Source organism: Pantoea sp. ACRSC (assembly GCF_022346785.1).
In the GTDB taxonomy this organism is placed as follows: Bacteria; Pseudomonadota; Gammaproteobacteria; order Enterobacterales; family Enterobacteriaceae; genus Pantoea; species Pantoea alvi.
Map to the genome: position 1 here is coordinate 80,178 of NZ_JAKRNN010000014.1, position 13,572 is coordinate 93,749.

15 protein-coding genes and 1 pseudogene are annotated in these 13,572 nt (G+C 58.4%); 10 read left to right on the forward strand and 6 right to left on the reverse strand.

Annotated features, from left to right (window positions below; translation table 11 throughout):
- The first annotated feature begins 342 nt into the window (after positions 1-342).
- The 9 genes and pseudogenes from rpmH to MHZ97_RS14725 all read left to right on the forward strand — a co-directional run bounded on the left by rpmH (position 343) and on the right by MHZ97_RS14725 (position 6,523).
- Positions 343-483: a 50S ribosomal protein L34 gene (gene rpmH, locus MHZ97_RS14685; RefSeq protein WP_003849659.1), complete on the forward strand. Its 141-nt coding sequence runs from the start codon at positions 343-345 to the stop codon at positions 481-483.
- A gap of 15 nt (positions 484-498) precedes the next feature.
- On the forward strand, positions 499-858 hold the full coding sequence (gene rnpA, locus MHZ97_RS14690) for a ribonuclease P protein component (protein WP_033755442.1): 360 nt from the start codon (positions 499-501) through the stop codon (positions 856-858).
- Positions 822-1,080, forward strand: a pseudogene (gene yidD / locus MHZ97_RS14695) (membrane protein insertion efficiency factor YidD). Before rnpA ends, yidD begins: the two are co-directional and overlap by 37 nt.
- 2 nt (positions 1,081-1,082) lie before the next feature.
- Complete coding sequence (gene yidC / locus MHZ97_RS14700; RefSeq protein WP_239315213.1) at positions 1,083-2,729, forward strand: membrane protein insertase YidC; 1,647 nt, start codon at positions 1,083-1,085, stop codon at positions 2,727-2,729.
- A gap of 82 nt (positions 2,730-2,811) precedes the next feature.
- Positions 2,812-4,176 carry a tRNA uridine-5-carboxymethylaminomethyl(34) synthesis GTPase MnmE gene (gene mnmE / locus MHZ97_RS14705; protein ID WP_084884316.1) on the forward strand — a complete coding sequence of 455 codons (1,365 nt, stop codon included), beginning with the start codon at positions 2,812-2,814 and terminating at the stop codon, positions 4,174-4,176.
- Positions 4,177-4,273: 97 nt separating this feature from the next.
- Positions 4,274-4,555, forward strand: a complete 282-nt coding sequence (locus MHZ97_RS14710; protein WP_103797102.1) for a CopG family ribbon-helix-helix protein — start codon at positions 4,274-4,276, stop codon at positions 4,553-4,555.
- Entirely contained in the window at positions 4,543-4,836 is a 294-nt protein-coding gene (locus MHZ97_RS14715) for a type II toxin-antitoxin system RelE/ParE family toxin (RefSeq protein ID WP_239315214.1), read from the forward strand. Before MHZ97_RS14710 ends, MHZ97_RS14715 begins: the two co-directional genes overlap by 13 nt.
- Positions 4,837-5,016: 180 nt before the next feature.
- Complete coding sequence (locus MHZ97_RS14720) at positions 5,017-5,607, forward strand: malonic semialdehyde reductase (protein ID WP_103797100.1); 591 nt, start codon at positions 5,017-5,019, stop codon at positions 5,605-5,607.
- A 166-nt stretch (positions 5,608-5,773) separates the two neighbouring features.
- Positions 5,774-6,523: a 4'-phosphopantetheinyl transferase superfamily protein gene (locus MHZ97_RS14725; protein WP_103797099.1), complete on the forward strand. Its 750-nt coding sequence runs from the start codon at positions 5,774-5,776 to the stop codon at positions 6,521-6,523.
- 116 nt (positions 6,524-6,639) lie between these two features.
- Here MHZ97_RS14725 and MHZ97_RS14730 read toward each other — a convergent pair whose 3' ends face one another.
- Positions 6,640-7,953, reverse strand: a complete 1,314-nt coding sequence (locus MHZ97_RS14730; RefSeq protein ID WP_239315215.1) for an NCS2 family permease — start codon at positions 7,951-7,953, stop codon at positions 6,640-6,642.
- Positions 7,954-8,102: 149 nt separating this feature from the next.
- On the opposite strand from MHZ97_RS14730, the gene yieH reads away from it, so the two are divergent.
- Positions 8,103-8,768 (forward strand): 6-phosphogluconate phosphatase, encoded by a 666-nt coding sequence (yieH, locus tag MHZ97_RS14735; RefSeq protein ID WP_239315216.1) that lies wholly within the window; start codon positions 8,103-8,105, stop codon positions 8,766-8,768.
- Between the two features lie 21 nt (positions 8,769-8,789).
- Here yieH and MHZ97_RS14740 read toward each other — a convergent pair whose 3' ends face one another.
- The 5 genes from MHZ97_RS14740 to pstC form a co-directional block, all read right to left on the reverse strand.
- Positions 8,790-10,025: an MFS transporter gene (locus MHZ97_RS14740; protein ID WP_224481580.1), complete on the reverse strand. Its 1,236-nt coding sequence runs from the start codon at positions 10,023-10,025 to the stop codon at positions 8,790-8,792.
- 108 nt (positions 10,026-10,133) lie between these two features.
- A complete protein-coding gene (phoU, locus tag MHZ97_RS14745) occupies positions 10,134-10,868 on the reverse strand; it encodes a phosphate signaling complex protein PhoU (protein WP_033755423.1) in 735 nt (244 codons plus the stop codon).
- A 15-nt stretch (positions 10,869-10,883) separates the two neighbouring features.
- Positions 10,884-11,657 carry a phosphate ABC transporter ATP-binding protein PstB gene (pstB, locus tag MHZ97_RS14750; RefSeq protein ID WP_033755421.1) on the reverse strand — a complete coding sequence of 258 codons (774 nt, stop codon included), beginning with the start codon at positions 11,655-11,657 and terminating at the stop codon, positions 10,884-10,886.
- Positions 11,658-11,701: 44 nt separating this feature from the next.
- On the reverse strand, positions 11,702-12,592 hold the full coding sequence (gene pstA / locus MHZ97_RS14755) for a phosphate ABC transporter permease PstA (protein ID WP_103797096.1): 891 nt from the start codon (positions 12,590-12,592) through the stop codon (positions 11,702-11,704).
- The gene (gene pstC, locus MHZ97_RS14760; protein ID WP_103797095.1) at positions 12,589-13,551 is read right to left on the reverse strand and encodes a phosphate ABC transporter permease PstC; all 963 of its coding nucleotides are present in this window, start codon (positions 13,549-13,551) and stop codon (positions 12,589-12,591) included. The genes pstA and pstC overlap by 4 nt, the downstream gene beginning before the upstream one ends.
- Positions 13,552-13,572 lie beyond the last annotated feature (21 nt).

A 13,572-nucleotide genomic window follows, 5' to 3' on the forward strand; every position in this document is an offset into this window, starting at 1 on the left:
AGCTGCGGGGATCGTCGAAAAATAGCGGCTTTTTCAGGCCGCCTCTCGTTTTCACGCGGATCCTCAGCGGCCCGATCGTAAGAAGATCCCGTGGGATCCTTGCGCTTTAAAGCGGAGGCCGTATAATTCTTCCCCCGGCGTTGTCGCGTTATGCCCAATGCCCGGACTCAGCGGGCTGTATCCGGGCTTCCAGGTACCGCGACCAGCGAAGTAAATTGACTCTGGACTGTACAATTATTACAATCCCGCCTCTTTATTAAAGACACATTGAGGCGTCGGTCGTTTTACTGGCCCAAAAACGCGTCACCCAGTGAAATTTTTCAAGTTTAGGTAGAAATCGCCATGAAACGCACTTTTCAACCGTCCGTACTGAAGCGCAACCGTTCTCACGGCTTCCGTGCTCGTATGGCAACCAAAAATGGTCGTCAGGTTCTGGCACGTCGTCGTGCTAAAGGCCGTTCTCGTCTGACCGTTTCTAAGTAATAAAAGCTAACCCTCGTGGTTAAGCTCGCATTTCCCAGGGAGTTACGCTTGTTAACTCCCACTCATTTCACTTTCGTCTTCCAGCAGCCACAACGGGCTGGCACGCCGCAAATCACCATCCTCGGCCGCCTTAATTCGCTGGGGCATCCCCGCATCGGTCTTACCGTCGCTAAAAAGCATGTCAAGCGCGCACACGAACGCAACCGGATCAAACGTTTGACCCGAGAGAGCTTTCGTCTGCTTCAGCATGAACTGCCAGCGATGGACTTCGTCGTTGTAGCGAAAAAGGGGATTGCCGATCTCGACAACCGTATGTTGGCGGAAGCGTTGGAGAAGTTATGGCGTCGTCACTGTCGCCTGGCGCGCGGCTCCTGATCGTCCTGATCCGCGTCTATCAGCGCGGCATCAGCCCCTTGCTGGGACCACACTGTCGGTTTCAGCCAACCTGCTCTCATTATGGAATTGAGGCGTTACGCAGGTTTGGCCTGATAAAAGGCAGTTGGTTGACACTCAAACGCGTATTAAAATGCCACCCTTTGAACCCGGGTGGTGACGATCCTGTGCCGCCAAAAAACCTTTGATACCAGAGAACATTAACGATGGATTCGCAACGCAATCTTTTTCTCATCGCTTTTCTGTTCGTGTCTTTCATGATCTGGCAAGCCTGGCAGACGGACCACGCTCCGCAGCCGCAGCAGACCCAGACCACGCAAAACACCAACAGCGCAGCAGGTGATGCCGCCAGCCAGGGCGTTCCGGCCAGCAGCCAGGGCAAAACGATCACCGTTAAGACTGATGTCCTGTCATTGAATATCAACACCCGCGGTGGCGATGTTGAGCAAGCTCAGCTGCTGACCTACCCGGACAAACTGGGTTCTGACCAGCCGTTCCAGCTGCTGGAGACCACGCCATCCTTCGTTTATCAGGCTCAGAGCGGACTCACTGGCCGTAACGGTCCCGATAACCCGAACAACGGCGCGCGTCCGCTGTTCACCGCTCAGCAGGATCACTTCGAGATGGCTGACGGCCAGACCGAACTGCGCGTGCCGATGACCTTCACCGCTGAAAATGGCGTGGTTTACACCAAAACCTTTATTTTCAAGCGTGGCGAATACGCGGTGGACGTGACCTATAACGTCAACAACACCACCCAGCAGCCGCTGGAAGTGTCGCTGTTTGGTCAGCTGAAACAGACTATCGATCTGCCGAAGCATCGTGACACCGGCAGCAATAACTTTGCGTTGCATACCTTCCGCGGTGCGGCCTACTCCACCAGCGAAGAGAAGTACGAAAAGTATAAGTTCGATACCATCGCGGACAACGAAAACCTGAACGCCACCACCAGCAACGGCTGGGTGGCGATGCTGCAGCAATATTTTGCTACCGCATGGGTGCCGCGTACCGCTGGCAACAACGCGCTCTACACCAGCAACCTGGGCAACGGCGTTGCGGCGATCGGCTATAAATCTGCGCCGGTCACCGTGGCTGCGGGTCAGCAGCAGGATCTGGGCGCTACGCTGTGGGTCGGCCCGGAAATTCAGGACAAGATGGCTGCCGTTGCGCCGCATCTCGACCTGACCGTTGACTACGGCTGGCTGTGGTTTATCTCTCAGCCGCTGTTTAAGCTGCTGAAGTTTATCCACAGCTTTATCGGTAACTGGGGCTTCTCCATCATCGTTATCACCTTTATCGTGCGCGGCATCATGTACCCGCTGACGAAGGCGCAGTACACCTCGATGGCGAAAATGCGTATGCTGCAGCCGAAGATTCAGGCGATGCGCGAGCGTCTGGGCGACGACAAGCAGAAGCAAAGCCAGGAGATGATGGCGCTGTATAAAGCGGAGAAGGTCAACCCGCTGGGCGGCTGTCTGCCGCTGGTTATCCAGATGCCGATCTTCCTTGCGCTCTACTATATGCTGTCTGGCTCGGTTGAACTGCGCCATGCGCCGTTTGTCCTCTGGATCCACGACCTGTCGGCGCAGGACCCCTACTACATTCTGCCGATTCTGATGGGCATTACCATGTTCTTCATTCAGAAGATGTCACCGACCACCGTGACCGATCCGATGCAGCAGAAGATCATGACCTATATGCCGGTTATCTTTACCGTGTTCTTCCTGTGGTTCCCGTCAGGTCTGGTGCTGTACTACATCGTCAGCAACCTGGTAACCATTCTCCAGCAGCAGCTGATTTATCGCGGGCTGGAAAAACGCGGTCTGCACAGCCGCGACAAGAAGAAGGCGTAACGCGCTTACGCCCGTCTGACAATCTGGTTTACCCTGAGGCGGTCGATAAGACCGCCTTATTTTTTTAGCGAGAGAAAATCCCATGAGCCACAGCGATACTATCGTCGCCCAGGCGACGCCTCCCGGACGCGGCGGCGTCGGTATTTTGCGCATCTCCGGCGCGCGCGCCGCCGAGGTGGCGCAGCAGGTGCTCGGCAAGCTGCCAAAGGCGCGCTACGCCGACTATCTGCCGTTTAAAGATGCTGACGGCAGCGTGCTGGACCAGGGCATCGCGCTGTGGTTTCCCGGCCCGAACTCCTTTACCGGCGAAGATGTGCTGGAGCTGCAGGGCCACGGCGGCCCGGTGATCCTCGATCTGCTGCTGAAGCGTATCGTGGCGCTGCCCGGCGTGCGCATCGCCCAGCCGGGCGAATTTTCCGAGCGCGCCTTTTTGAACGACAAGCTCGACCTGGCGCAGGCCGAGGCGATCGCCGATCTGATTGACGCCAGCTCCGAGCAGGCGGCACGTTCCGCAGTTAACTCGCTGCAGGGTGCCTTCTCTACCCGCATCAACCAGCTGGTGGAAGCACTCACCCATCTGCGTATCTACGTCGAAGCGGCTATCGACTTCCCCGATGAAGAGATCGACTTTCTCTCCGACGGTAAAATCGAAGCGCAGCTTGATGAGGTGATTGTCGATCTCGACGCCGTACGCGCCGAGGCGCGTCAGGGCAGCCTGCTGCGCGAAGGCATGAAGGTGGTGATTGCGGGTCGGCCAAATGCGGGTAAGTCGAGCCTGCTTAACGCCCTGGCCGGGCGCGAAGCGGCGATCGTGACCGATATCGCCGGCACCACGCGCGACGTGCTGCGTGAACATATTCATATCGACGGCATGCCGCTGCATATTATCGATACCGCGGGGCTGCGTGAGGCCAGCGACGAAGTTGAGCGCATCGGCATCGAGCGCGCCTGGCAGGAGATTGAACAGGCGGATCGCGTGCTGTTTATGGTAGACGGCACCACGACCGACGCCACGGAAGCGGCGCAGATCTGGCCCGACTTCGTCTCGCGCCTGCCTGCGGCGTTGCCGATTACCGTGGTGCGCAACAAGGCGGACGTCACCGGCGAAACCCTGGGCCTGACAGAAGTAAATCATCACTCACTTATTCGCCTTTCGGCGCGTACCGGCGCAGGCGTCGACGCGCTGCGCGACCATCTTAAGCAGTCGATGGGCTTTTCCGGCAATATGGAAGGCGGCTTCCTGGCGCGTCGCCGTCATCTTCAGGCGCTAGAGTTAGCGGCTACTCACTTACAGCAGGGCAAGGCGCAGCTGCTGGGCGCGTGGGCGGGCGAACTGCTGGCGGAAGAGCTGCGGCTGGCACAGCAGGCGTTGAGTGAGATCACCGGCGAGTTCACCTCAGATGATTTGCTGGGGCGGATTTTTTCCAGCTTCTGTATTGGTAAATGATCGGTACCGACGCTGGGCTGTTCATTTATTGCGCTTCAGGTGTTACCTTTTAGAATAGTAAAAGGTAACACCTTACAGGTCATACGAGGATCGCATTATGCCAACCACCAGCACCACACTGAAGATTGACAGCCTTCTTAAAGAGCGCGTGAAAAAACTGGCGGATTCTCGGGACCGCAGCCCGCACTACCTCATGGTCACCGCTATTGCTCAGTACATCGAGCGAGAAGAGGCGCGTGAAAGCTTTAAGCAAGAGGCCCTGGATTCATGGCGTGAATATCAGGAAACGGGCCTGCATCTCACCGGTGAAGAAGTGAAAAGCTGGTTACGCAACTGGGGGACGGAGGCGGAAACGGATATTCCTGAATGCCACAAGTAATTGTTACCCAACGCGCCGCTAGCGGGCTGGCGCGTTGCCGTGAGTTTTTAATGAATAAGAATCCACTTGCGGCGCTTAAAGCGGGTCAGGTGCTTGAAAAGCAATTTGAACAACTGGAAAAAACCCCAGAAATCGGCCGACCTTTTTTCGAAGCACCTCAACTACGAGAGCTCCTGATTGACTTCGGCGATTCAGGCTACGTCGCGCTATACCGTTATGAACAGCATGAAGATCGTATCTATATTTTAGCCTTCCGCCACCAGAAAGAAGCTGGCTACTAATCCCAACGTCAAACTGTGCACTTTCTCCCTCCTCTTCAGCCCATCCCCGTCTGTTTGCACCTTTGTTATTTGGCGACGAACCGCCGTTAGGGTATAAACGGTAAGCACCGGTTTTCCCGGATACGCCTTCACAATGGCATCTCTCAGGCGGCTGCTTCCGCCTGACCCAAGGAGAGTAGAATGCATACACCGCTCGACAACACCGCACTCGACCAGCTGTTTAACGAAGCCCGCACCCATAGCTACTGGCAGGACAAACCCCTCGAAGCTGGCATTCTGGAGCAGCTCTATACGCTGACCGCGCTTGGCCCGACCTCGGCCAACTGCTCGCCAGGCCGCTTTGTGTTTGTCACCTCGCAGGAAGGCAAAGAGAAGCTGAAGCCGGCGCTCTCGTCCGGCAATATAGAGAAGACCATGAGCGCGCCGGTAACGGTCATCGTCGCTCACGATATGGCGTTTTACGATCGGCTGCCGCAGCTGTTTCCACACGCCGATGCGCGCAGCTGGTTTACCGGCAGTCCAGAACTGGTGAAAGAGACCGCCTTTCGCAACAGCAGCCTGCAGGCGGGCTATCTGATCCTGGCCGCGCGCTCGCTTGGGCTGGATGCCGGTCCAATGTCAGGCTTCGATCCGGCGAAAATCAACGAGGCGTTCTTCGCCGACAGCAGCTGGCAGGTCAATATGTTGATTAACCTCGGCTACGGCGATAGCGAGAAGCTGCATCCGCGCCTGCCGCGTCTGGGTTTTGAACAGGCGTGCAAGCTGGCCTGACGCTAATCTGCCGCTGCGCAAGCGCGTAGCGGCCTCTCTTTTTTCGCCTCTTTTTATCAGCCGATTCTGAATATTGCGCCATTCTGCTGGATGCCGGATGCATTATCCTCAGAAAATTCTTACAATGCGCCCTGATGATTAAGTGACCATTTTCACGGAGCGACAGATGGCGGGTCATTTTGTACGTTGGATGGGCGATCGCGGCATTGTCGCTGACGCCATGCGCATGCCGCAGGATGTTCTCGATCAGGCACGACAGCTGCCTGACAGACACCGTGGACGTTTTTTGCTTGCCCGTCTGATGCTGGCGCAGCTGATGCTGCGCGTTTACGGTATCAGCACCCTTCCTGCTCTCGTTACCCACAGCAATGGCCGCCCGGCCTTTGCCGATCGCGATTTGCCCGATTTCAGCATCGCCTATGCCGGCAATATGGTCGGCGTGCTCCTTGCCGAAGAGGGCGGACGCGCCGGGCTGGATATGGAGATCGTACGCGCCCATAGCCGCCAGACGCAGGAGCAGCTGATGCAGTCGCTTACGTCTGGCGAGCGCGCCTGGATTAATGCGCAGCAGGATTTTATGGAAGCGGTGACGCAGATCTGGACGCTGCGCCAGAGCATTCTTAAGCTGACCGGCGAAGGTAACGATAATATGGCCTCGCTGCGGCTGCAGCCCGCGGCCGGACGCCTGCGCTCGACGAGCTATCCCGATATTCAGGCGGTGTGCGACGCCGAGCCGACGCTGGTGTGGTCATGCGCCCTGTCGGCCGCCACCCAGCGGCTGCACCTGTGGGAAATCGATGCCTCGCGCGAGTGGCATGCGCTGCGCGACGTAGAGATGAGCAAGCCCAATATCGGGCCGCGCACGCTGCGTCTGACCAGCTCACCGCGGGAGCGCAGCCTCCATCCAGAGCTATAAAAAAAGCCGCTTAAGCGGCTTTTTTTACAGGGCAATTTTCCAGCACTTTGCGCTTCGGTTCATCTCACCCGCTTGCAGACGACTCAGCGGTTTGCGACAGAGCCTGAGCCTTCCTGTTAATGCGCGTCGATAAAGGCGATTTTTAACACGAACAGCAGCGCCACAACCACCACGCAGGGGCTGATCTCGCGCCAGCGGCCGGTGCCCAGCTTCATCACGCAGTAGGCGATAAAGCCCAACGCGATGCCTTCGGTAATGGAGAAGCTAAACGGCATCATCGCCGCGGTTACGAAGGCCGGCACCGCTTCGGTGAGATCGTCCCAGCGCACGCGCGACAGGCTGGCGGTCATCAGCACGCCAACGTAGATCAGCGCGCCTGCAGCCGCATAGCCCGGCACCATCGCCGCCAGCGGCGACAGGAACATCACCAGCAGAAAAAGCACCCCGGTCACCACCGCCATCAGGCCGGTGCGGCCGCCGATCGCTACGCCGGACGAACTTTCGATGTAAGCGGTCACTGACGAAGTACCCGCCAGCGCGCCCGTTACCGAGCTAAAGCTATCCACAAACAGCGCCTGCTTCATACGCGGAAACGTGCCTTGCTCATCGGTCAGGCCCGCTTTATCGGTTACGCCAATCAGGGTGCCGGAAGAGTCGAACAGGTTAACCAGCATAAAGGAGAAGATAACGCCCGCCATGCCGATATTGAACGCGCCTTTAATATCCACCTGACCAACCACGCTGGTAATCGCCGGCGGCGCGGAGAAGAGGCCAACAAATTTCACATCGCCGAGCGCCCAGCCGAGTGCCGTGGTGATCACCATAGAGATCAGCACCGCCGCATGGATATTGCGCGACGCCAGAATAGCGATAATAAAAAAGCCGAGCGCGCCGAGCAGTACGCTGTGCGCGGTCAGATTGCCGACGGCGGCGATAGTATCGGGATTCGCGACGATAATACCGGCGTTTTTCAGCCCCATCATGGCGATAAACAGGCCGATACCGGCGGTGATGCCAACGCGCAGGCTCAGCGGAATATTGGCGATCATCCAGTAGCGCACGCGCAGCAGCGTCAGGATCAGCAGCCCCAGCGCGCCCCAGAAAATGGCGCCCATGCCTACCTGCCACGAATAGCCCATCGCGCCGACCACCACAAAGGCGAAAAAGGCGTTGAGCCCCATCGCTGGCGCCAGCGCCACCGGCAGATTGGCGATCAGGCCCATCAGAATGCTGCCGAACGCGGCGATAAGGCAGGTCGTAACAAATACCGCCTGGGTATCCATGCCCGCCACGCCAAGAATCTGCGGGTTAACAAAGACGATGTAGACCATCGTCAGGAAAGTGGTGACACCGGCAATAATCTCGGTGCGCACCGTAGTGCCATGTTCCTGCAGCTTAAAAACGCGCTGCAAAAGGCCTTGTTTACTCATGCCAACGATCCTGATGAAAAGAACTCGGCGCGTATCCTGACCGCTTTGCCGCGGCAATACAATGATTTTTCGCAACCGTTTCCGGGATCGCAATCTGCGGCGATTAGGTTAAAGTGTGTGCTCTCTCGAAAACAGAAGGATAGCGACAGATGGCAGTAGAGTGTGTCTTTTTTGACTGCGACGGCACCCTTGTGGACAGCGAATTGCTCTGCACCCAGGCGTACGTCAACACCTTCGCGCGCTACGGAATTACCTGCTCGTTACAGGAGATGTTCGAAAGGTATAAAGGCGTTCAGCTCTACGACATTATTCGCGACGTAGCGGAAACCCATCACGCCACGCTGTCGCAGGCGGCCTTTGAAACCGACTACCGCGCCGAGGTGGCGCGCCTGTTCGACGCGTCGCTGACGGAAATTCCGGGTGCCAAAGCGCTGGTGGAGAAAATAACCGTGCCGATGTGCGTCGTCTCCAACGGCACGGTAAAGAAGATGCAGCATTCGCTGGGGCTGACCGCGATGCTGCCCTGGTTTGCTGACCGTCTTTACAGCGGTTACGACATCTCAAGCTGGAAGCCCGATCCGGCGCTGATCTATTACGCCGCCGGGCAGATGCAGGTGCCTGTCGATCGCTGCATTCTGGTGGATGACTCCGAAGCGGGCGCCCGCGCCGGCATCGCGGCGGGCATCCCGGTATTTTACTACTGCGCGGACGCGCACAATCCAGAAATCGACCACCCGCTGGTGACGCGCTTTACCGATATGGCCGCGCTGCCAGAGCTATGGCGCGCGCGCGGCTGGCACCTGGTGGCAGAGTAATCGCCCGCGGCAGGCAGGCATTTAGCCAATCGCCCCCAGCGAATCGTCGTTGCCCTGCTTTTTCGGCAGCAAAAAGAGCGTGGCAACGATATCCAGCAGGTAGATCAGCGCCAGCAGGGTAATCGCCGCGACAAAAGAGATTTTCGCCGCCAGCAGGCCGATCACCAGTGGGCCAAAACCGCCGACGCCGCGCCCGAGGTTAAACAGAACGTTTTGCGCCGTGGCGCGCGCCTGCGGCGGGAAAGTGTCGGAGATCAGCGCGCCGTAGCCGCCAATCATGCCGTTGACGAACATCCCCATCAGCGCGCCGGTAAACAGCATCACGGTGGGGTCGCGCAGCTGCGCGTAGATCACCACCATCGCGACGGCACCGAACTGATAGAGCAGGAAAATTTTCCAGCGCGCAAAGCGGTCCGCCAGCACGCCAAACAGCCAGATGCCGAAGGTCATGCCGACCACGGTAACTGCGGTCCACAAGCCCGATTTGGTCAGGCTGAAGCCGAAGTTAGCGGAGAGATAGCTCGGCATCCAGATCATCAGCCCGTAATAGCCGAAGTTCTGCACCGAGGTCAGGATAAAGATGCCGAGGCTCGCTTTCGCCGTGGCGCGATCCTGCACCAGCATTTTCAGGCGCGTGGAGAACGACAGCGCTGGCGTCAGCTTTGCCTGCCGGGTAAAGGCCTCTGGCTCGCCCATGCTGCGTCGCAGCACAAACGAGAACAGCGCAGGCAGCAGGCCGACCAGAAACATCCCGCGCCAGCCGATCACGCCCAGCAGCGGCGGCGTAATAAAGGCCGCCAGCAGCACGCCTAGCTGCCAGCCGATACCGACCCACGCCGAGGCGCGATTGCGCTTTTCCGCCGGCCAGGCTTCGGCAATCAGCGCCATGCCGATACCAAACTCGCCGCCCAGCCCCATGCCCGCCAGCGTGCGGTACGCCAGCAGATCCCAGTAGCCCTGCGCCACCGCGCACAGCCCGGTAAAAACCGAGAACATCAGAATAGTAACGGTGAGAATACGGATGCGGCCAAAACGATCGCTGAGATGGCCGAACAGAATACCGCCCACCACCGCGCCAATCAGCGTCCAGGTGACCAGCGAACCCGCCTGTGACGGATCCAGCGCCAGCGACAGGCTAATCGCCGGCAGCATAAATCCCAGGATCAGCAGATCGAATCCATCCATCGCGTAACCGCTGACTGCGGCCAGCATCGCCTTTGCAGGGGTCACGCTCTGCTTACTGCGGGAAAGAGACATGAATCAGCACCTTAATCGAGAAAAAGTGCGTCAAGTATATAAAGGAAACGGTTGCGTGGGACAGTAAAAGCGGCGGGCCGTGCGCCAGGCAGCGCACGGCGGTGAGCATCAGGAGGGTTTGTTGGAGCCGTCGTCGCCGGAGAGCAGCTCGTCCAGCTTATCGCCGCCAACGTGGCGGAAATCCTGACCCTTAACGAAGTAGAAGATAATTTCGCAGATGTTCTGGCAGCGGTCGCCGATACGCTCGATGGCGCGGGCGCAGAACAGCGCGGTCAGCACGCTCGGAATGGTGCGCGGATCTTCCATCATATAGGTCATCAGCTGACGCACGATGCCTTCATACTCTTTGTCGACCTTTTTGTCTTCGCGGTAGATCTGGATCGCTTCGGTCAGATCCATGCGCGCGAAAGCATCCAGCACGTCGTGCAGCATCTCGACGGTGTGACGCCCCAGCGACTCAAGGCTCACCAGCAGCGGCATATGCTGCTGGCCAAATTTTTCCAGCGCGGTGCGGCTGATTTTTTCCGCCACGTCGCCGATGCGCTCCAGCTCGGAGATGGTTTTGATGATCGCCATCACCAGGCGCAGGTCGCTGGCGGTGGGCTGACGTTTGGCGATGATGCGCACGCAGGCCTCATCAATCTCCACTTCCATCATATTGACCTTCTGGTCGCCGTCGATCACCCGCTGCGCCAGTTCGCCATCAAGATTGTGCATCGCGGTGATGGCGTCGGTAAGCTGCTGCTCCACCATGCCGCCCATAATCATCACCTGGGTGCGAATGTGTTCCAGCTCCGCATTGAACTGACCGGAGATATGCTTGTTCAGATTAAGGTTATCCATGTTTATCTCCTGCGATCAGCCGTAGCGGCCGGTAATGTAATCTTCAGTCTGTTTCTGCGCCGGTTTAGTGAACAGCCTGTCGGTATCGCTGAACTCAATTAACTCGCCCAGATACATAAATGCGGTATGGTCGGAGCAGCGCGCCGCCTGCTGCATATTATGCGTCACGATGACCACGGTGTAGTCCTGCTTCAGCTCGGTGATCAGCTCTTCGATACGGCCGGTCGAGATGGGATCGAGCGCCGAGCAGGGCTCATCCAGCAGCAGCACTTCGGGGCGAATCGCAATGCCGCGCGCGATGCACAGGCGCTGTTGCTGGCCGCCAGAGAGACTGTATCCGCTCTGATGCAGCTTGTCTTTGGTTTCATTCCACAGCGCCGCCTTGCTCAGCGCCCACTGCACGCGCTCATCCATATCGGCGCGCGACAGCTTTTCAAACAGACGCACGCCAAAGGCGATATTGTCGTAGATCGACATCGGGAAAGGGGTCGGTTTCTGGAACACCATGCCGACGCGCGCGCGCAGCAGGGCGATATCCTGACTGGAGGCCAGAATGTTGTCGCCATCCAGCAAAATGTCGCCTTCGGCGCGCTGATCGGGATAGAGCGAGTACATCTTGTTAAAGGTGCGCAGCAGGGTGGATTTGCCGCAGCCTGACGGGCCGATAAAAGCGGTGACCTGGTTCTTCGCGATATCCAGGTTGATGTTTTTCAGCGCGTGAAATTTGCCGTAATAGAAGTTCAGGTTACGCACCTGGATCTTACCGCTGTTGGAAGTCGCGATACTCATTGCTCGTCTCTCTTAAACGGCGCCGCACCGGGCAGCGCCGAAGGTTAACCGTGTTTGCTCTTGGTGAAGACCACGCGCGCCAGGATATTCAGCAGCAGCACGCAGAGCGTGATAATCAGCACGCCCGCCCAGGCCAGACTCTGCCACTCGGCAAAGGGGCTCATCGCGAACTTAAAGATGGTGACCGGAAGGTTCGCCAGCGGCTGCATCATGTCGGTGGACCAGAACTGGTTCGACAGAGCGGTAAACAGCAGCGGCGCGGTTTCGCCCGCGATACGAGCGATCGCCAGCAGCACGCCGGTGAGGATGCCCGATACCGATGCCTTCAGCGTAATCGCGGAGATCATCTTCCATTTTGGCGTACCGAGCGCGTAAGCCGCCTCGCGCATGCTGTCCGGCACCAGCCGCAGCATATTCTCGGTGGTGCGGATAACGATAGGGATCTGCAGCAGCGCCAGGGCGATCACGCCCGCCCAGCCGGAGAAGTGCTGCATCTGCGCCACCACGATGGTGTAAACGAACAGCCCCACCACGATCGACGGCGCCGAAAGCAGAATATCGTTGATAAAGCGGATCACCTCCGCCAGCGCCGACTTACGGCCATATTCCGCCAGATAGACGCCCGCCAGGATACCCAGCGGCGTGCCGATCACCGTCGACCACAAAATCAGCAGGCCACTGCCCGCCAGGGCGTTGGCCAGACCGCCGCCGGCGGTATTGGGCGGCGGCGTCGATTCGGTAAACAATGACCAGCTCAGCCCGTCCACGCCGCGCGTTACGGTAGTGAACAGGATCCACACCAGCCAGAACAGGCCAAAGGCCATGGTCAGCAGCGACAGCGCCAGCGCGATCTTATTTTTGGTGCTGCGCCAGGCCTGCATTTTGCGGCGTGACGCGTCCAGTTCGGCACGAGCCTGCAGTTCAATCGTCGTCATGAGCGCGCTCCTTCACTTTTCGCGAGGCGCAGGATCATTAGTTTAGAAATGGCCAGCACGATAAAGGTGATAACGAACAGGATCAGCCCCAGCTCCATCAGCGCGGCGACGTGTACGCCCGACTCGGCTTCGGCGAACTCATTCGCCAGCGCGGAGGTGATGCTGTTGCCCGGCATAAACAGCGAAGGGCTGTCGAGCTGGTAGGTGTTGCCGATAATAAAGGTGACCGCCATGGTTTCGCCCAGGGCGCGTCCCAGACCGAGCATCACGCCGCCAATCACGCCATTTTTGGTGAACGGCAGCACGATGCGCCAGATCACTTCCCAGGTGGTGCAGCCGATACCGTAGGCGGACTCTTTCATCATTACCGGCGTCTGCTCGAACACGTCGCGCATCACCGAGGCGATATAAGGGATGATCATGATCGCCAGAATAACGCCCGCCGCCAGAATGCCGATGCCGAAGGCCGGACCGGAAAAGAGCGCGCCGACAAAGGGGATGCTCGACATCACCTCGCCTACCGGCGTCTGGAAGTATTCGGCAAACAGCGGTGCGAAGATAAACAGGCCCCACATGCCGTACACGATGCTGGGGATCGCCGCCAGCAGCTCAATGGCGGTGCCGAGCGGACGACGCAGCCAGCCTGGCGACAGCTCCGTCAGAAACAGCGCGATGCCGAAGCTCACCGGCACGGCGATAATCAGCGCAATCAGCGAGGTCACGAGGGTGCCGTAGATCGGCACCAGCGCGCCAAATTCTTCGTTCGGCGCATCCCAGGTTTTGTTCCACAGAAAGGAAAAGCCAAATTTCTGGATGCTGGGCCAGGAGGAGAAAATCAGGGAGACGATAATGCCGCCCATCAGCAACAGGACAATCAGCGCCGCCAGCTTGACCAGCGCGCCGAAAATCATGTCACCTTGCTTACCGGGGGCTTTGAATGCCGGCTTCGTTGCAGCCATAGAAGTCTCATTCTTCAGAGG